This is a genomic window from Antarcticimicrobium luteum (assembly GCF_004358185.1).
Classification (GTDB): domain Bacteria; phylum Pseudomonadota; class Alphaproteobacteria; order Rhodobacterales; family Rhodobacteraceae; genus Antarcticimicrobium; species Antarcticimicrobium luteum.
Genome location: NZ_SMUV01000037.1, coordinates 1 through 23,297, shown reverse-complemented (window position 1 = coordinate 23,297; position 23,297 = coordinate 1). Strand labels below are relative to the sequence as shown.

The following is a 23,297-nucleotide window of genomic DNA, read 5'->3' as shown; positions in this document are numbered from 1 at the left end:
GGGCCTCAGTTCGCGGCCTTGATCTCGGACACGGTGCGGGCATAGGCCCGTTGCGCTTCGCCCACGTCGCGCAGCTGCTCGAAGGCCAGCAGCGCATCGGGCGACATGTCCATATTGGGGAAGCTAGCCAGGAACTCGGCCGAGAGCGTTTCCATCGCCGGCTTGTTCGGCACCTTGTAAAGGATGTTCTCGGCCGCCCAGCCGTGGTTCTTGGGATCGAGCATGAAGTTCACGAAAGCATAGGCCGCGTCCTTGTGCTCGGCCCCCTTCAGGATCACCATGGTGTCGACCCAGAGGTCGGAGCCCTCTTTCGGGATCACGTATTTGATCTCCGCGTTCTCGGCGATGCCATAGTTGCACCAGCCGTCCCAGGCATGGACCAGCTCGGCCTCGCCCGAAACCAGCTTGGCGTAGAACGTGGTGTCGTCATAGGCCAGCAGGGTCTTTTTCGCGTCGATGAGAAGGTCGCGGACCTCGGCCAGCTTGCCGGCATCGGTCTCGTTCACCGAATAGCCCTTGGCCAGGAACCCCGCCCCCAGCAGCCAGCGGTCGGTCGCCAGCATGGTGGTCTTGCCCGCGACGTCCTCGCTGGGCGCCAGCATATCCATCCAGCTGTCCGGCGCCTCGGCCAAAAGGTCGGAGCGATAGCACAGGCCGGTCGTGCCCCAGGCATAGGGCACCGAAAAGGCGTTGCCCTTGTCATGCGCCAGTTCGGTCGCCTGGGGGTAGAGATTGGCGATGTTGGGCAATTTCGCATGGTCGAGGTCTTCGGCCAGCCCCAGGTTGTGCAGCACCTCGGCAAAGGGCGACGAGACGAAGACCACATCATAGCCCTTGCCCTTGGAGGCGATCAGCTTGCCCATGATCTCTTCGTTGGTGGCATGCAGCACCAGCTCGGCCTCGTTGCCGGTGGCCGCGTTGAAGCTGTCGATGGCGTCGGGCGCCATGTAGCCGTCCCAGTTGGAAACGACGAGGCCTTCGGCCCAAAGCGCTGTGGCGCAGCAGGCAAAGCTGGCGCCGAGCAGGGCGCGAACGGCGTGTCTGTGTCGGATCATTGAGAACCTCCGCTTATCTGTTGGGGCATCGCCCTGCCGCCGGGCCGCGATGCGCTTTGTGGGGTGCGGTTCTTGCTGACCGCTGTGGTTTCCAGTATTATTGAGCGAAAAACTACGTCAACTTGTATTCGGTGTTTTTCCCCTTCTCCCGCCGCCGACACCCCGAACAACAGGCCCGGACCCGTCACCATGGCACAGACCAGACGCAACGCGCGACAGAACCACCTTCTCCTCGCGCAGCAGATCCTGAGCGTCGCGCTGGAGCGCGGCATGGCCGCCGGCGACCACCTGCCCGAACAAAGCCTGTCGGACGCCTGCGGCGTCTCCCGCACCCCCATCCGTTCAGCATTGAAAATACTGGAGGAAAACGAATTCATCCGCTGGCGCGAGGAGGAGGGGTATTTCCTGGCGATCGCGCAGGCCGATCAGATCACCGCGGCGATCAGACGGCTTGAGGATCTCGATGAATCCCTCGCCTCGCGCATCCTGTCGGACCGGGCCGAGCGGCGGATCGGCGATGTTCAATCCGTAAGCGCCCTTGTCCGCCGATATGGCACAACGCGAAACTCTGTACTAAATGCGTTAAAAATACTGTCCCGTGACGGGATCGTTGCCCAGTTGCCGGGCCGATCCTGGGCATTTCAGCCGCTGCTCGATTCCCCGAACGCCATCGAAGAGAGCCTCGCCATGCGGCTCACCATCGAACCGCAGGCCATTCTCGCCCCCGGGTTCAGCCTCGACAATCAGCGCGCCGGGATACTCAGACAGCAGATGGAGGAGATGCTCCGCACCGGCCATGGCCGCATCGTGGCGGCCGGGTTTCACCGGGTCGATACCGAGTTTCACGGCTTTATCGCGGAATGCTCGGGCAACCGATTCCTGCGTGGCACGCTGCTGGCCCACCACCGGCTGCGCCGGGCCACGCAAAAGGACCGCTCGGTCCCCGACTTCCGCCTCAGACAATCGCTCGAGGAACATCTGGAAATTCTGGACAGCCTGGAACGCAGCCAATTCGACCTTGCAGCCGATCAGATGGTGCTCCATTTGCGGCGCTCACGGATCCGCCGGCCCGAGGCGGCCAACCGCGGCATCCCGCCGCTGATGAGGACCACGCGCGTATGAACCGCCCCCCGACCATCGCCCTGTTCCCCGAAGCGAGCTTTGGCGCGGCGCTGAACTGTGTCGGCATCGCCCAGGAACTGCGCCGCCTCGGCGCCACGCCTGTCTTCATCTGCCATCCGGGGTTTACCGGCGTCTTCGCCGAATACGGGTTCAAGGAATTTCACCTGCCAGCCCAGGCGCAAAGCACCAGCCAGGCCATCGAGGATTACTGGCAAAGCTTCATCAATACCCAGCTTCCGCATTTCGACCTGGATCCGATGGACCAGTTGCCGACCTACGTCGCACCCACGTGGGAGGCTATCGTCGACACCGTCGAGGCCGCCGAACCGGGCCTGACCGACATCCTGAACCGCATCCAGCCCGACCTGATCCTGCTCGACAACGTGATCATGTTCCCGGCCATCGCCAATGCCGGCTGCCCATGGGTGCGGATCGTCTCCTGCGCCGAGACCGAGCTGCCGGACCCGAACGTGCCGCCCTATCTCTCCGGCCTCCCGCCGGAACAGACCGGGGCGCGCGGGGCCTTCGAAAAGGCCTATCTCAGGCACACCCGCGCCAGCCACGCCCGCTACAACGCCTTTCGCAAGTCGCGCGGGCTGCCGCCGCTGCCACGCGGCCTGTTTCTCGAACCCTCCGAGACGCTGAACCTGATCCTGGCACCCTCGGCGGTGCGCTATGACCGGGCCGAGCCGCTGCCCGCGGACCGCTTTGTCTTTCTCGAGGGCTGCGTGCGCGCGGAAACCCGTTTCGACCCGCCGCCGATGCCGGTCGAGGACGGGCCGCTGATCTACATGAGCTTCGGCAGCCTGGGCGCCATCGACACCGGGCTGATCAAGCGGATGATCGACGTCTTCGCCACCCTGCCGGCGCGGTTCCTGATCAATGTCGGCGGCTTTCTCGAGGCCTATGACCAAGTGCCCGACAACGTCTATCTGGGCAGCTGGTTCCCGCAGCCCTCGGTCGTCCCGCAGGCGGCGCTGTTCATCCACCACGGCGGCAACAACAGCTATTGCGAGGCGCTCTATCACGGGGTGCCCTCGCTGGTGATGCCCTATTGCTGGGACGGTCACGACAACGCGCAGCGGGCCGAGGCAACCCGGACCGGCCGCTGGATGCACCGGGCCGACTGGACGCCCGAGGATCTGCGCGCGACGATCCTGTCGCTGCTGGACGATGATGCGATGGCCGCGCATCTGGCCGGCATCTCGCGGCAGATGAAGGCGCACCCGGGCACGACCCGCGCGGCCGAGGCCTGCCTGGCCGCGCTCCGCGCCCCCGCCGTCAGCCGTGACCGAGATCCTCCAGCGACGAGATGAAGTTCGAGAACAGCTCGCCCTGGGAACTGACGCCCAGCTTGCCATAGATGTTCCGGCGGTGGATGCGCACCGTCCCCGGCGCGATCCCCAGCGCCCGCCCGGTGGCCTCGGCCGAATGGCCCTTGAGGATGTATTCCACCACCTCGGACTCGCGTGGGGTCAGCAGATTGCGCCCCAGGCGCTGGAACGCGTCGTCGATCAGCTGCGGCAGGCGCGGCCCCTGCGACGGCGGCCGCTCTGAAAACTCGTCGATGAGCCCGGACCAGTGGCGCCGCGCCGCCGCCTCGACAAACGGGAAGATGGCCTGAAGTTCGCGGAATTCGCGCGCCGAGAACGCCTTTGTCTCGCGCATCGCCGAGATCACCACGCTCACCTCCCGGCCGACATCGACGATAAAGCCTATTTCTTCAGCAAGTCCGGTCTGAACATAGTAATTCCGAAAATACTCCGCCTGATAGAACCGGTCCGGCGCCAGATCGCGCAACCGCGCCAGGCGCGAGACTGTGGGCGCCTGCGAGTGCAGATAGAACGGGTCCAGCAGATACGGGCCCTCCTGATAGTCGTCGACCATCACCCTGCGCTTCGCCCCAGGAAAATCGTCATATATATCAAGCGGTCGGCTGTCCCGGTAATAGCCAAAGATCACCGCGAACTCGAACGGGACGACGCTGCGGATCGCCGCCGTGAGCGCCCGGGCGAAATCCGGCGTCTGCAAGGCCGCGACAACCTCGGCGGTGGCTTCGGCCCAATCCCTTATCTGAAACTTCCCCGCCATCTATGCCCTTTGTGGTATATACAACTCATGGCTTATTTTTTACCTTTTTATCAGGATACGGCATATGCCTTTTGGTGCAACAGAAATAAGGTAACCCATGCTGGATGGATATGCCGACGCGGGAAACACGATGACTCAGGATCACGACATGACCCAATCGCCGACCGACACCCGGCAGACCGTGGCCGAGTTCGTCGGCGCGACCAAGCGGTTCGGCGAGGTTCTGGCCGCCGACCGTATTGACCTGCGGATCCGGCGGGGCGAGTTTCTGTCGTTTCTCGGCCCCTCGGGCTGCGGCAAGACCACCGCGCTGCGGATGCTGGCCGGCTTCGAATCCCCGACCGAGGGTGAGGTTCTGATCGACGGCCGCGAGGTTGGCGGCATGCCCGCCTATCGCCGGCCGGTGAACATGGTGTTTCAGCACTATGCCCTCTTCCCGCATATGACGGTGGCGGAGAATGTCGGCTACGGCCTGCGCCAGCGCCGTCCGCGGCTGCCGAAACACGAGATCGCCGACAGGGTGATCCGGGCACTGGCGACGGTGCGGCTGGACGACTTCGCCCAGCGCCGCATATGGGAGCTGTCGGGCGGCCAGCAGCAGCGCGTCGCGCTGGCCCGCGCGATCATAAACGAGCCCAAGATCCTGCTGCTCGACGAACCCATGGCCGCGCTCGACGCCAAGCTGCGCGGCGAAATGCAGCGCGAGCTGCTGGACCTGCAACGCAGCCTCGGGATCACCTTCGTTCTGGTCACCCACGACCAGGAAGAGGCGCTGTCGATGTCCGACCGCATCTGCATCATGGGCCATGGCCGCATCATTCAGGTGGGCACCCCGCAGGATCTCTACGACCGCCCGCGCAGCCGCTATGTGGCCGATTTCGTCGGCAAGGCGAATATCGTCGAGGGCCAGATCGCCGCCCGCCACAGCGGCTGGGCGCAGGCGGCGCTCGGCAACGGCGTTCATGTCCTGGTGCAGGACGAACCCGACGATACCCGGACCCACGTCGACATCGCCATCCGCCCCGAGGCGCTGAGCCTGGTTCGGCGGAGCGACCCGACGCCTGCGGCCACTGCCGCCCTGCCGGCGATGGTCACCCATCGCACCTTTCTGGGCGATCACACCGAATACCTGCTGACCGCCGAAGGCATCGGCACTTTGCAGGTCAACGCCCCGCGAGCGGCCGAAAGAGTCGCCGGCGGGCACGACGTGGGCGCCTATGTCCATGTTCTGTGGCCAGAGCAGACGGGGCTCGTTCTCGCCGCCGACAGCTGACTGAACCCGTGCAAGTCCAACTCTGCAAGTCCAACAAGGGAAACCCGAAATGAAAAACGACACCAAACCGATTTCGCGCAAGGCGTTCATGGAAGAACTCCGGCGCTATGAAAAGGGCTCCGTGACCCGCCGTCATTTCCTCGGCGTCACCGGCCTCGGCACCGCGATGGCGGTGATGGGCGGCGCCATGCCCGGCCTGCTGCCGACCCGCGCCCGCGCGCAGGAGATCGGCGACCGCGTGGTGCTGGCGACCTGGCCGAACTACCACGATCCGGCCAACTTCGACGCCTTCACCGATGCCACCGGCGCCTATACCCAGGTCAATGTCTTCGGCTCGAACGAAGAGATGCTGGCCAAGATTCAAGCCGGCGGCTCGGGCTGGGACGTCTTCGTTCCCACCAACTATGCCGTTCCCACCTATGTCGAGGCGGGTCTGATCGAGCCGCTGGACCTGTCGAAGATCCCCAATTACGACCCCGCCGCCTTCGATTCCCGCTTTGCCGACGCCGGCACCATCGACGGCGTCGTCTATGGCGTGCCCAAGAACTGGGGCACCACCGGCATCGCCTTCAATAGCGACAAGACCGGCGGCGTGGTCGACAGCTGGAAAACCTTCTTCGACGGCGCCCGGGATCAGTTCGACGGCCGCGCCATGGTGCATGACTATCAGCTCACCACCATCGGCAACGCGCTGGTCTATCACGGCTTCAGCTTCAACTCGGTGGACCCCGCCGAACTGGCCCAGGCCGAAAAGCTGCTGATCGACGTCAAGCCCCACCTCTACGCGATCTCGTCCGACTACCAGCCGGCGATGCGCAACGGCGACGCCTGGCTGACCATGTGCTGGACCGGCGACGGCAAGCAGATGAACAGCGACATGCCCGAAATCGGCTTCGCGCTCGGCAAGGAGGGCGGCGAGATCTGGTCGGACTTCTACGCCATCCCCAAGGGCGCGCCGCACAAAGAGGCCGCCTATGCGCTGATCAACTTCCTGCTCGACCCGCAGGTGAACGCGCGCGAGTCGCTGGCGCATGGCTATCCGGTCGCCGACAGCCGCACCAACGCGCTGCTGCCCGAGGAACTGCTGAACGACCCGATCCTCTATCCGGCGGCCGAAGCCCTCGCACCGCTGGAATTCGGCGCGGCGGTGACTCTGACCGACCCGAACCGCGCCGAGCTGATGGCGCGCTTCAAGTCGGCCTGACGGCTCTAAGAAAGGAAACGGACGATGGCCATGACCCAATTCCGGGCGCGGGCGCTGCTGCTGACACCGGCAGGGCTCTGGTATGCGGCGCTGCTGCTGCTGCCGCTGGCCGTCGTCCTGATCTTTTCCTTCGGCGAACGCAGCGCGATCGGCGGTTATGCCCCCGGCTTCACGCTGGAGCAATACGCCAATCTCCCGGCGCGCTTCGCCGCCTTCCGCAACACCATGACGCTGGCGCCGCTGGGCACGGTGGCCTCGCTGCTGATCGCCTATCCGCTGGCCTATTTCCTCGCCGTCCGGGTCAGCCCGAAATGGAAGACCATGCTGCTGGTGCTGGTGATCGTGCCGTTCTGGACCTCGATCCTGATCCGCTCCTACGCCTGGATCTTCCTGCTGGGCGGCAAGGGTATCCCGGCGCTGCTGGCGCAGATCGGCCTGGATGACGTGCGGCTGCTGAACACCCCTTTCGCGGTGCTGGTGGGGATCGTCTACGGCTATCTTCCGCTGATGGTCTTCCCGATCTACGTGGCGCTGGAAAAGCTGGACAAACGCCTGCTCGAGGCCGCCGCCGATCTCGGGACCCCGCCCTGGCGCGCCTTTCTCCAGATCACCCTGCCGCTGTCGATGCCCGGCGTTCTGACCGGATCGATGCTGGTCTTCATCCTGCTGATGGGCGAATTCCTGATCCCCGCGATCCTGGGCGGCGGCAAGGTGTTCTTTGTCGGCAACGCGCTGGTCGATCTGTTCCTGCAATCGCGCAACTGGGCCTTCGGCTCGGCGGTGGCGGTGGCGCTGGTGGTGATCATGCTGATCACGGTCGCGCTCTATACCCGCGCGGTGAAACGCTTCGGCGCCAGCCGCGACGATGTCGGCCTGATGTGAGATACCCATGAGACTCTATGCCCTGGCGGTCTACGCCTTTCTCTATCTGCCGATCGGCATCATCGCGCTGTTCTCCTTCTCGGCGGGCCGCTCGGCCTCGTCGATGCAGGGGTTCTCGCTGCAATGGTACGGGCGGGCGCTGAACAATCCCTTCGTGATGGAGGCGCTCTGGACTTCGGTCCGCGTCGCCTTCCTGTCGGCGCTGCTGGCGACCTTGGTGGGCACCATGGCGGCGCTGGCGCTGACCGGCATGCGCGGGCGGATGCGCGCCACCTTCGATCTGCTGGTGCAGATCGCGGTGATGATCCCCGGCATCGTCATCGGCATCGCCACGCTGATCGCGCTGGTGTCGGTCTTTGGCCTGGTCAATCCCTGGCTCGAGGCGGCGACCGGCTGGAAACTGTCGCTGGGCGCCGGGTCGCTGATCGGGGCGCACGGGCTGTTCACCATGTCGCTGGTGGTGCTGCTGGTGCGCGGCCGGATGGAAACGCTGGACCCGGCGCTGATCGAGGCGTCGAACGATCTGGGCGCCACCCCCTTCGGCACCTTCCGCCAGGTGACCCTGCCGCAGATCCTGCCGGCGATCCTCGCGGGCTTCCTGCTCGCCTTCACCTTCAGCTTTGATGATTTCATCATCGCCTTCTTCGTCGCCGGGGCCGAGACGACGCTGCCCATCTACGTCTTTTCCTCCATCCGGCGCGGCGTGACCCCCGAGATCAACGCGATCGGCACCATGGTCATGGCCGCCTCGCTCACCGTTCTGATCGTCGCGCAGCTTCTGTTGCGGCGGTCGCAGGCGCAGCAGCGCCGATAATTCAGATGCAGGAGACAGCAATGTTGCAAGACCGTGTCGCACTGGTGACCGCGGCGGGATCGGGGATCGGGCGTGCCGGTGCCGTGGCCATGGCCCGCGAGGGCGCCTTCGTCGTGGTGACCGATCTGCGCGAGGATCTGGCCGCCGGGACGCTGGCCGAGATCGAGGCCGCGGGCGGGCGAGGCGAGGCGCGCGGGCTGGACATGCGCGACGATGCCGCGGTCGAGGCCGAGATCGCCCATGTGGCCGCAAACCACGGCCGCATCGACGTGCTGCACAGCCATGCCGGCATCCAGATCGAGGGACGCGCCGAGGATGTGACACCGGCGCAGATGGACGCGGCCTGGGCGCTGAACGTGCGGGCGCATTTCGTCGTCGCGCGCGCGGTGATCCCGCATATGCGGGCGCAGGGCGGCGGCTCGGTGATCGTCACCGCCTCGAACTCGGGCTGCCAGTACGACCGGGGCATGGTGTCCTACGCCACCACCAAACACGCCGCCGTCGCCATGGTGAAACAGATGGCGGCGGATTACGCGCGCGAAAAGATCCGCTTCAACGCGCTCTGCCCCGGCTTTGTCGACACCCCCTTCAACGCCGGGTTCGAGACCCAGATGGGCGGCCGCGGGGCGCTCGAGGCCTATGTCTCCGAGACCGTCCCGATGGGGCGCTGGGGCGAGGTCGCGGACATCGCCGAGGGGATTCTCTATCTGGCCTCGGACCGGTCCAGCTTCGTCACCGGGCTGGCCCTCGTGATCGACGGCGGCGAGGTGCTCTGACCGCCCCGCCCTGCCCCTAGGGCCCCGGACGCTACCGCTGCGGCTTCGCCGTGATGGCGTGGGCGGTGTCCTGCAGCGCGGGCAGGATCTCGGCCCGGATCCGCTCCTCGCTCCAGCTCAGCGCCGAGACCGAGGCCTGAACCGCGGCAAGGGCGCGCCCCTCGGGATTGCGGATCGGACAGGCAATGGCGATCTCGTTCGGCAACATCTGGCTGCGGGCGATCGCATAGCCGTCGCGCACCGCCTGCTCCACGGCCTGCACGATTTCGCTGCGGTCCAGCGTCGTATGCGGCGTGTAGCTGCGCAGCGGCCAGTCGCGCACCGCCGCGGCCCGTTCCTCCGGCGGAAAGGTCGACAGGATCACCCGCCCCGATGAGGTCGACAGCGCCGGCAGCCGCCGGCCGATCACCGTCGCCGCGAAACTGGTCCGCTTGCAGGGCAGACGGCTGACATAGATGATATGATCGCCCGACAGCTCGGCCATGTTGACCGTTTCGCCGATCAGCTTGGACAACTCGATCAGTTTCGGCATCGCCTGCGCGACCAGCGGGTCCGACCAGTAATAGGCATAGGCCATCCCCAGCCAGGCGTGCGAGGGGCGGAACCGCCGTGTCGTGGCATCCTTTTCCAGCATCCCCTCCAGATGCAGGGTATTCGCCAGCCGCTGCGCCGCGCTCTTGTCCAGACCCGACCGCGCGGCCAGTTCTGACAGCGACAGCTCCGTATGCGACTCGTCGAAGGCGCGCAGCAGCCGCAGCCCCTTGGCCAGCGATCCGACATAGAGCGTATTTTGCTTGGGTTTCTCCGTCCGGCCCAAAACTCCCCCCCCAACAGGTCAGAAAAATATTGACGGCACCGGATTCGGCAGGCTTACAATATCATATAGCGCGTCAAGGTATTATAATACGATACCGCTGACAACAGGAATTGAGACCGCAAACCCCGGCACGGATCGGGGCCCAACAAGGGGGAAACGATGAAGAACCTTTCACTCGCAACCACGCTCGCCGCCGTGGCCTTTGCCGCCGCCGGCGTTCCGGCGCTGGCCGACAAGGCCAACGACACGCTCAACGTCGCCTTCACAAAAGAGCTGGAGAACGTCGATAGCTACTTCAACTCGTCGCGCGAAGGCGTTGTGATGCAACGCGCGGTCTGGGACGGCCTGATCTACCGCGATCCGGCGACCAACGAATACAAGGGCAACCTGGCGACCTCCTGGAGCTGGGTTGACGACACCACGCTCGAGTTCAAGCTGCGCGAGGGCGTCACCTTTCACAACGGCGAGCCGTTCAACGCCGACGACGTGGTCTTTACCGTCAACTTCGTCGCCGACCCGGCCAACGGGGTGAAGACCCAGCGCAACGTCAACTGGATGAAATCGGCCGAAAAGATCGACGATTACACCGTCCGCATCCATCTCAAGGAAAAATTCCCGGCGGCGATCGAATTCCTGTCCGGGCCGGTTTCGATGTATCCCAACGAATACTATGCCGAGGCCGGCCCCTCGGGCATGGGGCTCAAGCCGGTGGGCACCGGCCCCTACAAGGTCACCTCGGTGGTGCCGGGCCAGCATTTCGTGCTGGAAAAGAACGACGCCTACCATGACAGCCCCAAGGGCCAGCCCGCGATCAGGACCATCGACATCCGCACCGTGCCGGACGTCAACACCCAGATCGCCGAGATCTTCTCGGGCACCCTCGACCTGATCTGGCAGGTGCCCGCCGACCAGGCCGGGAAACTCAGCGCCATGGACCAGTTCACCGTCGCCAACGAATCCACGATGCGCGTGGGCTATATCTCGATGGATGCCGCCGGCCGCTCGACCATGGACCCCAACCCGTTCACCGACGTCCGCGTCCGCCGCGCGGTGAACCATGCCATCGACCGCAACGCCATCGTCGACAACCTGCTCAAGGGTTCGTCCAAGGTGATCAACACCCCCTGTTTCCCCAGCCAGTTCGGCTGCGTGCAGGATGTCACCTCCTATGACTACGATCCCGAGAAGGCCAAGGCGCTGCTGGCCGAGGCCGGCTATGCCGACGGCTTCACCACCGAGTTCTACGCCTATCGCAACCGCGACTATGCCGAGGCGATCGCCTCCTATCTGAACGCGGTCGGCATCAAGACCGACTTCAAGATGCTGCAATACTCGGCGCTGCGCGAGCTGAACATGAAGGGCGAGGTGCCGTTGTCCTTCCTGACCTGGGGCAGCTACTCGATCAACGACGCCTCGGCGATGGTCAGCCAGTTCTTCAAGCATGGCTCGCTCGACGATGCGCGCGACGATCAGGTGCTGGCCGATCTCACCGTCGCCGACAGCTCGACCGATCCGGCCGAGCGGATCGACTTCTACGGCAAGGCGCTGAAACGCATCACCGATCAGGCCTACTGGGCGCCGCTCTTCAGCTACAACACCAACTACGTGTTCAAGAAGAGCGTCAATTACACCCCGACCCCGGACGAGGTTCTGCGCTTTACCACCATGACCTGGAACTGATCCGACCCGGACACCGCGGCGCCCGCTCGCGCCGCGGTGTTCCCGCCTGCCGCCTGTTGCCACAGGTACCCTGACGCCCCGGCGCGCGCCCGGCGCAAGGAAACATCATGCTGCAATTCATCCTCAAACGTCTCGGACTGGCCGTTCTCGTCGCCTTTACCGTCTCGTTCATCAGCTTTTCGCTGCTGTTCCTCTCCGGCGATCCGGCCGCCGCGCTGGCCGGCGAAGGCGCCAGCGGCGAAGACATCGAAGCGCTGCGCACGCTCTACGGGTTCGACCGGCCGATGCTGGTCCAGTACGGCGACTGGCTGTTCTCGGCGCTGCGCGGCGATTTCGGCGAAAGCTATTATTTCAAGCTGCCAGTCGCCACGCTGATCGCCGAGCGGCTGACCGTCACCATGCTGCTCGGCCTTTGCGGGATCACCTTCGCGCTGGTCACGGCGGTGCCGCTGGGCGTCGCCGCGGCGATCCGCCCGAACTCGCTGATCGACCGGATCGCGCTGTTCCTGTCGGTGGCGGGTCAGGCAATGCCGAGTTTCTGGTTCGGCCTGATCCTGATCGTGGTCTTCGCCATCAAGCTCGGCTGGCTGCCGCCCTCGGGCGCGGCGAGCTGGCGCCACTTCATCATGCCCACCATCGTGCTGGGCTATTACGCCATGCCCGCCATCATGCGCCTGACCCGCGCCGGGATGCTCGAGGTGCTCAATTCGGACTATATCCGCACCGCCCGCGCCAAGGGCGCGCCAGAGGTGCAGGTCCTGTTCAAACACGCCCTGCGCAACGCCATCATCCCGGTGGTGTCGCTGGCGGCGGTGCAGATGGGGTTCATGCTCGGCGGCTCGATCGTGGTGGAATCGATCTTTGCGCTGCACGGCGCCGGCTATCTCGCCTGGGAAAGCATCGGCCGCAACGACCTGCCGACGGTTCAGGCGCTGATCTTGATCTTCTCGATGTTCTACATCGTCTTCACCTTTCTCGCCGATGTGCTCAACGCATGGCTCGACCCGCGCATGAGGAGCAGCTGAGATGAGCGATCTGTCCGATCCCCTCCTGCAGGAAATCACCGGCCCCACCCCCGGCCAGCTTCTGCGCAAGCGCGTCTTTGGCCATCAGGGGCTGATCTTCGGGCTGGCGGTCGTCGCGATCCTGGCCGTGGTGGCGATCCTGGCGCCCGTGATCGCCCCGCATGACCCCTATGCCCAGAGCCTGGTGGCGCGGATGAAGCCGCCGGTCTTCCTGGGCGGCACCTGGGAGAACCCGCTGGGCACCGACCACCTGGGCCGCGACTATCTCTCGCGGCTGATCTACGGCGCGCGGGTCTCGCTGATGATCGGCGGGATCGCCGCGTTGATCTCCGGCGTGATCGGCACCGCGATGGGGGTCGCCGCCGGCTATTTCGGCGGCAAGGTCGACGCCGTCGTGACCTTTCTGATCAACGTGCGCCTCGCCATGCCGGTGGTGCTGGTCGCGCTGGCGGTGGTGGCGATCCTCGGCGGCTCGCTCACCGTGGTGATCGCGGTGCTGGGGCTGCTGCTGTGGGACCGCTTCGCCGTGGTCATGCGGGCCTCGACACTACAGGTGCGCGGGCGCGAATACGTGGCGGCGGCCCAGGCCATCGGCGCCTCGACGCCGCGCATCCTGCTGTCCGAGATCATGCCGAACATCGTCAACAACCTGATCGTCGTGGTCACCCTGGAAATGGCCCACGCCATCCTGCTCGAGGCGGCGCTCAGCTTTCTCGGGCTCGGGGTGCAGCCGCCGACGCCCAGCTGGGGCCTGATGGTCAGCGAGGGCAAGAACATGATGCTGTTCGAACCCTGGCTGGTGCTGATCCCCGGCGCGGTGCTGTTCGTGCTGGTGCTGGCGATCAACCTGATGGGCGACGGGCTGCGCGACGTCACGGCCCCCGAGAACAGGAGCTGACCATGAGCGAACCGCTTCTCTGCGTCCGCAACCTCAACATCGACATCCCGGTCGGCGGCGGCACCCTGCACGCGGTGCGCGGCATCGACTTCGAGCTGCAACGCGGCGAGGTGCTCTCGATCGTGGGCGAATCCGGCTCGGGCAAATCGCTGACCTCGCTGGCGCTCATGGGCCTTCTGGGCAAACGGATCGACCGCCGCGCCGACCGGATGGACTTTGACGGCATCGACCTGACCCGCGCCGGCAAACGGCAGATGCGCGCCCTGCGCGGCGACCGCATGTCGATGATCTTCCAGGAGCCGATGACCTCGCTCAACCCCGCCTATACCATCGGCGATCAGCTGGCCGAGGCGCTGCTGCTGCACCGGAACGTCTCGCGCCAGCAGGCCCGCGACCGCGCGGTGGAGCTGCTGGAAAAGGTCGGCATCACCGCCGCCGCCAGCCGCCTCGGCCAGTATCCGCACCAACTCTCGGGCGGGCTGCGCCAGCGGGTGATGATCGCCATGGCGCTGATGTGCGGCCCCGAGCTGATCATCGCGGACGAGCCGACCACAGCGCTCGACGTGACGATCCAGGCACAGATCCTGCGGCTGCTGGTCGATCTGGTGCGCGAGATGGACATGGCGATGATCCTGATCACCCACGATCTGGGCGTGGTCGCCCGCGTCGCCGACAAGGTGGCGGTGATGTACGCCGGCGAGCTGGTCGAGACCGGCAGCGCCGGGGCGATCTTCAACGCCCCCTCCCACCCCTACACGCGCGGGCTGCTGCGCTGCATCCCGCTGCCCGGCAGGACCGCGCGCGGCGCGCCGCTGGGCACCATCCCCGGCATCGTGCCCTCGCTGGTGGGCGAAATCGGCGGCTGCGTCTTCCGCACCCGGTGCGACCATGCCGTCGCCGCCTGCCACGGCGCCATTCCCCACCGCGGCGAGGCCGACCACATGTTCCGCTGCGTCCACCCGCACGGCCACCGCGAAGACGAGGAGACCCCGGCATGAACGCGATGTCGAAACCGGACACGCCGGTTCTGGAACTGCGCGGCGTCTCCAAGGTCTATTCGGTCAAACAGGGGCTGATGGGCGCGCGCAAACCGCTGCGGGCGGTCAACGACGTGAACCTGACGCTCGGCCGCAGCGAGGTGCTGGGCCTGGTCGGCGAATCCGGCTGCGGCAAATCCACCCTGGCCAAGATCCTGCTGGGGCTGGAGGCGCCCACCAGCGGCGAGGTTCTGGTCGACGGCGAGGCGATCGGCAGCCATGACCGGCTGAAACTCGCCCGCCGCATCCAGCCGATCTTTCAGGATCCCTACAGCTCGCTCAACCCGCGCAAATCCATCGCCGAGATCATCTCCCTGCCGCTGCGGGTGCATGGAATCGGCGACCATGCCAGCCAGACAAAGGCGGTGCGCGAGATCCTCGATGTGGTCGGTCTGCCGGCCCGGGTGATGAACACCTATCCCAGCCAGATGTCCGGCGGCCAGCGCCAGCGCGTCGCCATCGCCCGCGCCCTGATCATGAAACCCGAGATCGTCATCTGCGACGAGCCGACCTCGGCGCTCGACGTCTCGGTGCAAAGCCAGATCCTCAATCTTCTGGGCGAGCTCAGGCGTGAATTCGGACTGACCTATCTGTTCATCTCCCACAACCTCGCCGTGGTCGAGCATCTGGCGACGCGGGTGGCGGTGATGTACCTGGGCCGGATCGTCGAAGAGGCCGAAACAGGCGCCCTGTTCGACGCCTCGCGCCACCCCTATTCCCGGGCGCTGCTCGACTCGGTGCTGACGCCCGAACCCGGTCTCGGCGTGCCCGACACCCATCTGGGCGCCGCCTATCCCAACCCGATCAATCCGCCGCCGGGCTGCGCCTTTCATCCGCGTTGCGCCTCGGCGACCGCCTTCTGCGCCGCGCGGGCACCGCGCCCGGTCGCCAGCGGCGACGGCCTTGTCGAATGCCACCTCTACGATCCCGAAACCGAAATGTTCCAGAGATAACATCATGAGCGCCTCCCTCTCCCGGACCCAGACCGTCACCAAGACCGTCATCGAAACCGAGGGCGGCGTCGTCGCCGCCCAGCACAGTCTGGCCGCCCAGGCCGGGGCCGATGTGCTGGCCGCCGGCGGCGATGCGGTCGATGCCGCCGTCGCCACCTCCTTCGTGCTCGGCGTGCTGGAGCCTTGGATGAGCGGCCCGGCGGGTGGCGGCGCGATGATGCTCTGGCGCGCCGACAAGGGCGAGGCGATCGCCCTCAACCACGGCATGCGCGCGCCCGCCGCGCTGAACCCGGCCGACTATCCGCTGTCCGGCCAGGGGGTGGCGGGCGACCTCTTTCCCTGGGAAGGGGTGGTCGACAACCGCAACGTTCAGGGCGCCACCGCGGTGGCGGTGCCCGGCGTCGTCGACGGCCTTGGCCAGGCGCATGAGCGCTGGGGCCGGATGCCCTGGGCCGAACTGCTGGCCCCCGCCATCGCGCACGCGCGGCAGGGAATGCTGGTCGACTGGTTCGCCGCGCTGATCATCGCCTCCTGCACGCGCGAGCTGGCCAAGGATGCCGACGCCGCCGCGCTGTTTCTCGAGGACGGCCAGTGGCCGACCATCGGCGCCTGGACCTCGATCGCCGAAAAGCGCCTCGATCAATCGAAAATGGCCGACAGCCTGGACCAGATCGCCCGCGGCGGCGCCCGCGCCCTTTATGACGGCGATCTGGGCGCCGCGATGGCGGCGGACATTCAGGCCAAGGGCGGCTGCCTGTCCCATGACGACCTGCGCGCCTACCGGGCCGAGTTTCACCCCGCGCTCAGCTTCGACTACCGCGCTGCGCGGCTGCACGCGGTGCCGGGCCTGACCGCCGGACCGACCCTGCAAGAGGCGATGAGCGTCGCCGCCCGCACGCCGCTGACCTCGGCGCTGCCGGACGGCGCCGCCTTTGCCGCCTACGCCCGCGGGCTCAAGGCCGCCTATCAGACGCGGCTCTCGGGCATGGGCGACAACAGCGAACATCCGGACGCGCCCGGCTGCACCACCCATTTCTCGGTGGTGGACCGTCACGGCAACATGGTCGCACAGACCCAGACGCTGCTGTCGATCTTCGGCTCGCGCGTGGTCTCCGGCTCGACCGGCTTCATGATGAACAACGGCATCATGTGGTTCGACCCGGTCCAGGGCCGGCCCAATTCGCTGGGCGCGGGCAAGCGGTGCCTGATGAACGTCTGCCCGGTGATCGGCGAGGCGCCCGGCGACACCATGTTCGCCTTCGGCGCCAGCGGCGGGCGCAAGATCGTCTCGGCGGTGGCGCAGCTTTCGGGGTTCGTCGCCGATTTCGGCATGGACGTGGGCGCGGCCTTTCACCATCCCCGCATCGACGTGTCGGGCGGCCCCTTCGTCATCGCCGACGAAACCCTGCCGCCCGAGGTCACGCAGGAGCTGGCACAGGAACATGAGGTGCGCACCGCGCGCCGCACCCTGTTTCCCTATGCCTTCGCCTGCCCGGCCGGGGTCATGCGGCGCCAGGGCCGCAATTCCGGCTGCACCGAGATCATGTCGCCCTGGGGCGATGCCATTTCCGAGCCGCAAGAGGTCTGATCCATGTCCCGCCAATCCGCCATCGAGGCCATCACCCGCTATTTCGACGGCGGCCGGTTCCAGACCGACCTGGCCGATCTGGTCGCCTATCCCAGCGAAAGCCAGAACCCCGACGCCGCGCCAGAGCTGCGCCGCTATCTGGTCGAGGCGATGCTGCCCCGGCTCGAACGGCTGGGCTTCACCTGCGAGCTGTTCGACAACCCCGTCCCCGGCGGCGGCCCGTTCCTTGTGGGCGAGCGCCACGAGGGCGACGGCCTGCCGACGGTGCTGACCTATGGCCACGGCGACGTGATCCGCGCCCAGCACGGCATGTGGCGCGAGGGGCTGGAGCCCTTCAAACTGGTCGAGGAGGGCGACCGCCTCTATGGCCGCGGCAGCGCCGACAACAAGGGCCAGCACCTGATCAACCTCGCCGCGCTCGAGGCGGTGATCGAAACCCGCGGCAGCCTCGGCTTCAACACCCGCATCGTGCTGGAGATGAGCGAGGAGACCGGCTCGCCCGGGCTGCACGCCTTTTTCGCCGCCCATAAGGACAGGCTCGCGGCGGATGTGCTGATCGCCTCGGACGGCCCCCGCCTGCAACCGGAAACGCCGACGATGTTCATGGGCTCGCGCGGCGGGCTGACCTTCGATCTCACCGTCGATCTGCGCGAGGGCGCGCATCATTCTGGCAACTGGGGCGGGTTGCTGGCCGATCCGGCGATGATCCTGGCCCAGGCGCTCTCGACCATCACCGACGCGCGCGGCCAGATCCGCATCCCCGAATGGCGCCCCGACAGCCTGACCGACCAGGTGCGCGCGGCGCTGCGCCCCCTGCCGCTCGAAGGCGGCGACGGGCCGGACATCGACCTCGACTGGGGCGAGGAGAGCCTGACCCCGGCCGAGCGAGTCTATGGCTGGAACAGCTTTGCCATCCTGGCGATGAAAAGCGGCGTGCCCGAGGCCCCGGTCAACGCCATCTCGGCCTCGGCGCGGGCCACCTGCCAGCTGCGCTTTGTGGTCGGCACCGACACGGGCGAGATGCTTCCGGCGCTGCGCCGCCACCTCGACGCCCACGGGTTCGGCAAGGTTCAGATCGAAAGCCACGAACGCGGCTCCTTCGCCGCCACCCGGCTCGACCCCGATCATCCCTGGGTCGATTACGTGCGCGCCTCGCTGGAACAAAGCGCCGGCAAACCGCCGCATGTGCTGCCGAACCTCGCCGGCTCGCTGCCCAACGACGCCTTCGCCGATGTGCTCGGCCTGCCGACGATCTGGATTCCACATTCCTACCGCGCCTGTTCGCAGCACGCCCCGAACGAGCATGTCCTGAAACCGGTCTGCCGCGACGCTCTGCGCCTCATGGCCGGGCTGTTCTGGGACATCGGCGAGGGCGGCACCCCCGGCACCTGACCGCGGGGCCGGCCGCCCTTCCCCGGCCACCTTTCCCGGTCGCTGTCCCGCGCCCGGCGCAGCGTCATTTCCCCGCCCCCCGGGGCACGGCCCTCCGTCCCGGCCGGGGCCGGAGCAAACTGTTTGACATCGCCGCCGGACGGGGGTGTCCTCCCGCCGGGAGGATCTCATGACCACACAGGCAACAGACACACTCGCCGCCGCGATCAAACGCGCCCGGGGCCAGCAGCTGGGCGATCTGCTGCGGCGCAGCGCGGCGCGGTTTCCGGGCAAACTCGCCCTCGCGTTCCGCGATCACCGCGACAGCTTCCGCGATCTGGATCAGGTGGTGAACCGCACCGCCAACGCGCTGGCCGCCCGCGGCATCGCCAAGGGCGAGCGCGTCGCGCTGCTGACCCACAACAACCGCGCCTTCGTCATCCTGCGCTTTGCGCTGGCGCGCATCGGCGCGGTGGCGACGCCGATCAACTTCATGCTGAACGCCGAGGATGTGGCCTATATCCTCGCCCATTCCGGCGCCCGCGCGCTGATCTGCGAGGATACGCTCTGTGCGACCGCCGAGGCGGCGTTGGCACTGATCGAGGGCGGCCCGGACCTGCTCTATTCCATCGCCCATTCCGGCGCGCCCGTCTCCGGCAACTGGAATCCGGTCGAGCCGCTGTTCGACCACCCCGACACCTCGGAGCCCTGGGTCGACGTCGCCGCCGACGATCCGATCCAGATGATGTACACCAGCGGGACTGAATCCCGGCCCAAGGGCGCCATGCTGACCTCCGGCGCGCTTTATGCCCAGTATGTCACCGTCATCGCCGATGGCGAGATGCGCCCCGACGCCATCGAGCTGCACTGCCTGCCGCTGTTCCATTGCGCCCAGCTCGACTGTTTCCTGACGACGGATCTATATCTCGGCGCCACCAGCATCCTGCACGAGGGCGCCGACCCCGCCGCCATGCTGGCCACCATCGAACGCGAAGGGGTGACCAAGCTGTTCTGCCCGCCGACGGTCTGGATCGCCCTGCTGCGCCATCCCGATTTCGACCGGCGCGACCTCAGCAGCTTGGCGCAGGGGTACTACGGCGCCTCGATCATGCCGACCGCGGTGATCGAGGAACTGATGCGGCGGCTGCCGGCGATGCGGCTCTACAACTTCTACGGCCAGACCGAGATGGCCCCCTGCGCCACCATCCTGCGCCCCGAGGAGCAACTGACCAAGCTGGGATCGGCCGGCCGACCCGGCCTCAACGTGGAAACCCGCGTCGTCGATGACGAGGGTCAGGACGTGCCCACCGGCGAGATCGGCGAGATCGTGCACCGCAGCCCGCACCTGATCCTGGGCTATTACAACGACCCGGAAAAAACCGCCGAGGCGTTCCGGCGCGGCTGGTTCCACAGCGGCGATCTGGGCCGGTTCGACGAGGACGGCTATCTCTATGTGGTCGACCGCAAGAAGGACATGATCAAGACCGGCGGCGAGAACGTGGCCAGCCGCGAGGTCGAAGAGGCCATCTTCCGCCACCCCAAGATCGCCGAGGTGGCGGTGTTCGGCGTGCCCCACCCCAAATGGATCGAGGCGGTGACAGCGGTGGTGGTCCCGAAAGAGGGCGAAACCCTGAGCGTGGAAGAACTCGACGCCTATTGCCGCGAGGCGCTGAGCCATTTCAAGACGCCCAAGCACCTGTCGATCCGCGACGGCCTGCCCAAGAATGCCAGCGGCAAGATCCTGAAACGCGAGTTGCGGCTGGAATTCGCCGCCGTCTTCGACGACTAGGGCCGGACCCCGGCGCGTCGGTGCAACGGCCCGTCAGGCGCGTTGCACCGGGCGCACCAAGCCGCACCAAAGGGCGGCACGCAGGCGCGGGCCGACCGGGACACTACTGCCCCAGCGGCAGACGCTTTTCGACGATGCGCGCCAGAACCGAGGCCCCCACCGGCAAGATCTCCTTGCCCAGCACGAACCCGGGATTGTGCAGCGGCGTGCTGCCGGAATGGCCAAGTGTGCAATAGGCCCCCGGCACCACCTTGAGCATATCTGCAAAATCCTCCGACCCGGTCACCGGCGTGGTTTTTTCGCTCACGTTCTCGGCGCCCAGCACATCGCGCGCGGCCTCCATATAGGCGTCTGACAGATCGGCATCGTTGACCAGCACGTCAAAGATGTTGCGGCTGTCGAACTCGACCTCGACGCCATAGGCCACCGCCGCCCCCTGGCACAGCGCCGCGATCCGCTCCTCCGTGAGATCGCGCATCGCATCGTTGAAATACCGGATGGTCCCGGACAGCCGCGCCTCGCCCGGCACCACGTTATAGGCCGAGCCGGAGTGGATCTGCGTCACCGAGACGACGCAGGTCTCGGTCGCCGGAACGTTGCGGCTGACCACGGTCTGCACCTGCCCGACCAGCGCGGCGGCGATCATCAGGGCATCGCGCGACTGATGCGGCATGGCGGCATGGCTTCCCTGACCGCGCACCGTGATGTCAAAGAACTGCGCCCCGGCCATCGCCGGTCCCTTGATCAGCGACAGCTGCCCGGGCTCGGCCATCGGGTTGTTGTGCATGCCATAGATTTCATCGCAGGGAAACCGCTCGAACAGGCCCTCGGCCAGCATGCGGCGGGCGCCGCCCAGCCCCTCTTCGGCCGGCTGAAAGACCAGCATGGCGGTGCCGTCGAAATCGCGTGTCGCGGCCAGGTATTTCGCCGCTCCCAGCAGCATGGTTGTATGCCCGTCATGACCGCAGGCATGCATCGCACCGGCGTTTTGCGACGCATAGGACAGGCCCGACTGCTCCTCGATGGGCAGCGCGTCCATATCCGCCCGCAGCGCGACACAGCGGTTGCCCGCGCCCTTGCCCCGGATCAGGCCGACCACCCCGGTGCCGCCGAGGCCGGTGTGCACCTCGTCCACGCCCCAGGCCCGAAGGCGCTCGGCGACGATCCCGGCGGTGCGGGTCTCTTCAAAGCCGATCTCGGGATGGGCATGAAGGTCTTCGAAAATCTCGGCAAGCTCGTGCTCGGCGGCGGCAATATCGGGCATTGTGGACATGTCAAACTCCAGGCGGAACGGCCGGACCTCCGGCCTGTGATCCGCCGAACGGTAGCCGCGCCGCCCCGACATGTCGAGGCGCCGGTCGATCCGCCGCGCCGCGCTCCCCCCGCCCCGCCGGTCGAAAATCCGCTCGCCTCCCCCCGAACCGTACAAAATCGGCCTCGAACGCCCCAATCCGCCCTTTCAGACCCCGTCGTCAGGATCCGAAACCGTACAAAACGATACAGAAATTCCCCATTTTCCGCCCTTGCCGCATCGCCGCATCTGGACAAATCCGTCCGCGCTCCGGCTAATACGGCGCATGGACCTGCACAGCACCTATCCCGGGGTCATGGACCTTAAGTGGCGCGCCAAGGCGCGGCTTCCGAAATTCGTCTGGGAATATCTCGACAGTGGCACCGGCACCGAGGCGACCAAGGCCCGGAACCGCAAGGCCTTGGATTCGCTTGGATTCATGCCCGCCATTCTGCAGGGTCCGCAGGCGCCGGACCTCTCGGTCACGCTGCTGGGGCAACGATTCCCCCTGCCCTTCGGCATCGCCCCCATCGGCATGTCCGGCCTGATCTGGCCCGATGCCGAAGGCCACCTGGCCCGAACCGCGGCCAAGGCCGGCCTGCCCTATACCCTCTCCACCGTCGCCGCCCAGAGCCCCGAGGATTTGGCACAACATCTAGGGGCGCATGCCTGGTTTCAACTATATCCGCCCAAAAAGCCGGAGATTCGCACCGATCTTCTGGACCGCGCCCGCGCCGCCGGATTCACCACGCTGGTGCTCACCGCCGACGTGCCCGTCGCCTCGCGCCGCGAACGCCAGACCCGCTCCGGCCTGACCCAGCCGCCGCGCCTCACGCCGCGGATTCTGGCCCAGATCGCCGCGCGGCCGGCCTGGGCGATGGGCATGGCGGCGCGGCGCGGATTGCCGCGGATGCGCACGCTCGACAAATACACCAAAAGCGATCTCAACCTGCCGCCCACGGCACATATTGGGTATCTCCTGCGCACATCCCCCGATATGGAGTATGTGAAATGGCTGCGCGACAATTGGGACGGCCCCTTCCTGATCAAGGGCGTGCTGCGCGCCGAGGATGCCGAACCGCTGGAACGCGCGGGCGTCGACGGCCTCTGGATTTCCAACCACGCCGGCCGCCAGTTCGACGGCGCCCCCGGCGCGATTGAGCTGCTCCCGGCCCTGCGCGCCGCCACGCGCCTGCCGCTGCTCTTCGACAGCGGCATCGAGGGCGGCCTCGACATCCTGCGCGCCCTCGCGCTTGGCGCCGACTTCGTGATGCTCGGCCGCGCCTTCCACTTCGCGCTGGCCGCCCTCGGCCCGCGCGGCCCCGCCCATCTGATCGATATTCTCGCCCGCGACATGGAGGCCAACATGGGCCAGATCAGCGTGCAAAACCTGGCCGATCTGCCCGAACCGATCGGCGTGACGCCCGCATCCGCCGATTGACCCGAGCCGATAGCGCAACCAATCTGGCCAGGCTTGCCCAACCCGTATAGCCATGCCGAAACCGCCGCGAGCCGCGGTGCAATGCAAAGCCGAACCTGAGGTGCCCATGTCCGACTTCCGCAAGATATTGATAGCGAACCGAGGCGAGATAGCGATCCGTGTGATGCGGGCGGCGAATGAGATGGGCAAG

At 66.6% G+C, this 23,297-nt stretch carries 21 protein-coding genes; 17 read left to right on the top strand and 4 right to left on the bottom strand.

Annotated features, from left to right (window positions below; genetic code table 11):
- Window positions 1-5: 5 nt before the first annotated feature.
- The gene (locus E1832_RS01665) at window positions 6-1,055 is read right to left on the bottom strand and encodes a polyamine ABC transporter substrate-binding protein (protein ID WP_133358003.1); all 1,050 of its coding nucleotides are present in this window, start codon (window positions 1,053-1,055) and stop codon (window positions 6-8) included.
- A gap of 72 nt (window positions 1,056-1,127) precedes the next feature.
- Here E1832_RS01665 and E1832_RS01660 point away from each other — a divergent pair, with 72 nt between their 5' ends.
- Window positions 1,128-2,177 (top strand): GntR family transcriptional regulator, encoded by a 1,050-nt coding sequence (locus tag E1832_RS01660; protein ID WP_245513748.1) that lies wholly within the window; start codon window positions 1,128-1,130, stop codon window positions 2,175-2,177.
- Entirely contained in the window at window positions 2,174-3,493 is a 1,320-nt protein-coding gene (locus tag E1832_RS01655) for a nucleotide disphospho-sugar-binding domain-containing protein (RefSeq protein ID WP_133358002.1), read from the top strand. Before E1832_RS01660 ends, E1832_RS01655 begins: the two co-directional genes overlap by 4 nt.
- Here E1832_RS01655 and E1832_RS01650 read toward each other — a convergent pair.
- Window positions 3,459-4,268: a helix-turn-helix transcriptional regulator gene (locus tag E1832_RS01650; RefSeq protein WP_133358001.1), complete on the bottom strand. Its 810-nt coding sequence runs from the start codon at window positions 4,266-4,268 to the stop codon at window positions 3,459-3,461. The two genes, E1832_RS01655 and E1832_RS01650, sit on opposite strands and share 35 nt — an antisense overlap.
- A 148-nt stretch (window positions 4,269-4,416) precedes the next feature.
- Here E1832_RS01650 and E1832_RS01645 point away from each other — a divergent pair, with 148 nt between their 5' ends.
- Genes E1832_RS01645 through E1832_RS01625 form a run of 5 tightly spaced genes read left to right on the top strand, consistent with a single transcriptional unit; the run spans window position 4,417 to window position 9,217 of the window.
- A complete protein-coding gene (locus E1832_RS01645) occupies window positions 4,417-5,541 on the top strand; it encodes an ABC transporter ATP-binding protein (protein ID WP_133358012.1) in 1,125 nt (374 codons plus the stop codon).
- 49 nt (window positions 5,542-5,590) lie between these two features.
- Window positions 5,591-6,745, top strand: a complete 1,155-nt coding sequence (locus E1832_RS01640; protein WP_133358000.1) for an ABC transporter substrate-binding protein — start codon at window positions 5,591-5,593, stop codon at window positions 6,743-6,745.
- A gap of 24 nt (window positions 6,746-6,769) precedes the next feature.
- Window positions 6,770-7,627 (top strand): ABC transporter permease, encoded by an 858-nt coding sequence (locus E1832_RS01635; RefSeq protein WP_133357999.1) that lies wholly within the window; start codon window positions 6,770-6,772, stop codon window positions 7,625-7,627.
- 7 nt (window positions 7,628-7,634) lie between these two features.
- A complete protein-coding gene (locus E1832_RS01630; RefSeq protein ID WP_133357998.1) occupies window positions 7,635-8,441 on the top strand; it encodes an ABC transporter permease in 807 nt (268 codons plus the stop codon).
- 5 nt (window positions 8,442-8,446) lie between these two features.
- Window positions 8,447-9,217, top strand: coding sequence for an SDR family NAD(P)-dependent oxidoreductase (locus E1832_RS01625; protein WP_133357997.1), 771 nt, complete (start codon window positions 8,447-8,449; stop codon window positions 9,215-9,217).
- A 31-nt stretch (window positions 9,218-9,248) separates the two neighbouring features.
- Here E1832_RS01625 and E1832_RS01620 read toward each other — a convergent pair whose 3' ends face one another.
- On the bottom strand, window positions 9,249-10,034 hold the full coding sequence (locus E1832_RS01620) for an IclR family transcriptional regulator (protein WP_133357996.1): 786 nt from the start codon (window positions 10,032-10,034) through the stop codon (window positions 9,249-9,251).
- Window positions 10,035-10,193: 159 nt separating this feature from the next.
- On the opposite strand from E1832_RS01620, the gene E1832_RS01615 reads away from it, so the two are divergent.
- The 8 genes from E1832_RS01615 to E1832_RS01580 all read left to right on the top strand — a co-directional run bounded on the left by E1832_RS01615 (window position 10,194) and on the right by E1832_RS01580 (window position 20,375).
- Window positions 10,194-11,714, top strand: a complete 1,521-nt coding sequence (locus E1832_RS01615; protein ID WP_133357995.1) for an ABC transporter substrate-binding protein — start codon at window positions 10,194-10,196, stop codon at window positions 11,712-11,714.
- Between the two features lie 107 nt (window positions 11,715-11,821).
- Window positions 11,822-12,739, top strand: a complete 918-nt coding sequence (locus E1832_RS01610) for an ABC transporter permease (protein ID WP_133357994.1) — start codon at window positions 11,822-11,824, stop codon at window positions 12,737-12,739.
- Between the two features lies 1 nt (window position 12,740).
- Window positions 12,741-13,637, top strand: a complete 897-nt coding sequence (locus E1832_RS01605) for an ABC transporter permease (RefSeq protein ID WP_133357993.1) — start codon at window positions 12,741-12,743, stop codon at window positions 13,635-13,637.
- Between the two features lie 2 nt (window positions 13,638-13,639).
- Window positions 13,640-14,635 (top strand): ABC transporter ATP-binding protein, encoded by a 996-nt coding sequence (locus tag E1832_RS01600; RefSeq protein ID WP_133357992.1) that lies wholly within the window; start codon window positions 13,640-13,642, stop codon window positions 14,633-14,635.
- Window positions 14,632-15,627: an ABC transporter ATP-binding protein gene (locus tag E1832_RS01595; RefSeq protein WP_206020979.1), complete on the top strand. Its 996-nt coding sequence runs from the start codon at window positions 14,632-14,634 to the stop codon at window positions 15,625-15,627. Before E1832_RS01600 ends, E1832_RS01595 begins: the two co-directional genes overlap by 4 nt.
- A 4-nt stretch (window positions 15,628-15,631) precedes the next feature.
- Window positions 15,632-17,215 carry a gamma-glutamyltransferase gene (locus tag E1832_RS01590; protein ID WP_133357991.1) on the top strand — a complete coding sequence of 528 codons (1,584 nt, stop codon included), beginning with the start codon at window positions 15,632-15,634 and terminating at the stop codon, window positions 17,213-17,215.
- 3 nt (window positions 17,216-17,218) lie between these two features.
- The gene (locus tag E1832_RS01585; protein ID WP_133357990.1) at window positions 17,219-18,607 is read left to right on the top strand and encodes a M20 family metallopeptidase; all 1,389 of its coding nucleotides are present in this window, start codon (window positions 17,219-17,221) and stop codon (window positions 18,605-18,607) included.
- A gap of 169 nt (window positions 18,608-18,776) precedes the next feature.
- Window positions 18,777-20,375, top strand: coding sequence for an acyl-CoA synthetase (locus E1832_RS01580; protein ID WP_133357989.1), 1,599 nt, complete (start codon window positions 18,777-18,779; stop codon window positions 20,373-20,375).
- A gap of 103 nt (window positions 20,376-20,478) precedes the next feature.
- Here the strand turns inward: E1832_RS01580 and E1832_RS01575 are convergent, their stop codons facing one another.
- A complete protein-coding gene (locus tag E1832_RS01575; protein WP_133357988.1) occupies window positions 20,479-21,648 on the bottom strand; it encodes a M20 aminoacylase family protein in 1,170 nt (389 codons plus the stop codon).
- Between the two features lie 304 nt (window positions 21,649-21,952).
- Between E1832_RS01575 and E1832_RS01570 the strand changes: the two genes are divergently transcribed.
- Both E1832_RS01570 and E1832_RS23235 read left to right on the top strand, forming a co-directional pair.
- A complete protein-coding gene (locus E1832_RS01570; RefSeq protein WP_206020978.1) occupies window positions 21,953-23,107 on the top strand; it encodes an alpha-hydroxy acid oxidase in 1,155 nt (384 codons plus the stop codon).
- Between the two features lie 106 nt (window positions 23,108-23,213).
- Window positions 23,214-23,297 (top strand): biotin carboxylase N-terminal domain-containing protein (locus E1832_RS23235; RefSeq protein ID WP_425358954.1); only part of this gene is annotated, 84 nt, incomplete at its 3' end.